This window comes from Ruminiclostridium hungatei (assembly GCF_002051585.1).
Lineage (GTDB): Bacteria > Bacillota > Clostridia > Acetivibrionales > DSM-1351 > Ruminiclostridium > Ruminiclostridium hungatei.
Genome location: NZ_MZGX01000061.1, coordinates 1 through 1757, shown reverse-complemented (window position 1 = coordinate 1757; position 1757 = coordinate 1). Strand labels below are relative to the sequence as shown.

The 1757-nt window shown below is 42.9% G+C and carries 1 protein-coding gene; it reads right to left on the bottom strand.

Translation table 11 applies throughout. The features are described 5' to 3' along the window. Positions 1 to 25: 25 nt before the first annotated feature. Positions 26 to 1666 carry a transposase gene (locus CLHUN_RS21465; protein WP_080066714.1) on the bottom strand — a complete coding sequence of 547 codons (1641 nt, stop codon included), beginning with the start codon at positions 1664 to 1666 and terminating at the stop codon, positions 26 to 28. Between the last annotated feature and the right edge of the window lie 91 nt (positions 1667 to 1757).

The following is a 1757-nucleotide window of genomic DNA, read 5'->3' as shown; positions in this document are numbered from 1 at the left end:
ACAGGAATATTTTATGGATTACCTCCTACATTGCTTCAATTAACTTCTTTACTCCCACCATATTTATCGCTCTTTTCATATTGTACGCAAGGAAGCTAAGCCCCAGCTCTGCTGTTGCTTTTTCTTTACCCTTGCATAATAAATAGTGTGCTCCATGATACCATTTGACTGTCCCGAAGGGATGCTCTGACAGGCACATTCGTTCTTTTATCTTGGAGATATCTTCTTTTATCCTCAAAACCACTTTCCTGGGGGCATGGTCCTTTCGGTCCAGCGTGTGGTTAAATGGATTAGGAAGAATATTTTCCGGAATAGGGTTAAGCTTTACACTTGGACTGCCGTACATACGTACCGGAACATACTTTGTTTCCGGCCCGAAGCTTACGGTTTTATGGCTTTTGGAATCCGTGCATTTGTTAGGACACTGTCGACAGGCATCCTTACTGCCGTATATGGTATTCTTTCCTCGCATTTTTGTCTTAGTAAGTATCCTCCCCACTGGACAGGTTACGGTTCCATCCTCATTAAGAGTAAAACAGCTTAAGCAGGACTGTTCCTGAAGTTCTACTTCTATAGCTGTGCTTTCATAACAGGCGGGCAGCACTCCTGCCGCTATACATTTTTGTATATCTTCCGGTTTTGTGGAATTTCTCTCTTCATCTCTGATTTCAGCTTCCACATAATCTATTGTGTACAGCCTTTCATGCTTGTCATATTTTAATGCGACATTAGGAACAATCCCATTCATGACGCAGTTCAAAATATCTTCACGGCTTTCATAGCCTTTGTCTGCAACTACTTCGATTGTGTTAATTTCGAGAACTTCTTTTGTGCTCTGGGACACTTCTTTCAGAAGTCCTTGATCGGTATTGCGGTTGGTCACTTCGTATTCCGCTATCAAATGGCTCCCTTTATCAACTGCAGTCTGAACATTATAGCAACAGTGAAAGCCATCCTTGCTATGCATCCGGCGGGCTTCAGGATCGGTTAGAAGGAGCTGTGTTTCTCCACCTTCTAAAAGCTCTTTCAAGTACTCCTGGTATTTTTCCTTTCTCTGAGTCAATTCCTGTATAGCCGCCTTGACCTGCTCAGGTGTCAGTACATTCTTCTCGGATTTATCCTCATAATCCATTTGAGATAAATACTCTTTGATATGCTCGTCTATCCGCTTAAGCTTCTTTTCCAGAATCCCCGCATTGTATGTATTGTCCTTACTGTTGACGGCCCTGAATTTGGAACCATCGATGGACAGAAGCTCCTTCTGGTATAACCCGAGATTCATACATAGCTTGACAAAAGCGCGGAAGACATTCTTTAGGGCCTTTGCATTGTCCTTTCGAAAGTCTGCGATGGTTCTGAAATCCGGTGTCAGCTTTCCCAGGAGGTAAAACAGCTCAATGTTTCTTGTGCATTCTGCCATCAGCTTGCGGCTGGAGCGTATCTTGTTAAAGTAGCCATATACATAAAGCTTGAGCAAGTCTTTCGGGTCATAGGACGGTCTTCCGGTTTCCTTTGGAATAGTCCGGATAAAGCCGGCTACTGTGAGATCAAGACTATCAACGAAGGCATCAATAACCCTTACCGGATTGTCCTCTCCGACATAGTATTCTACACAATCAGGGAATAAAGTCAACTGTGATTTCTCTTGCCCTTTGATATATTTCATATTAAGCACCACCTGCACTCAAACTTGATACAATAAATTATATCATAGCGGCTTTTAAAGGTGCTGGTGTGGTTACTTTTCGGACAGTCTG

What these genes read in the sequence shown, in the direction of transcription:
- CLHUN_RS21465 (WP_080066714.1), bottom strand. Translation starts at nt 1,666, where the DNA reads ATGAAATATATCAAAGGGCAAGAGAAATCACAGTTGACTTTATTCCCT.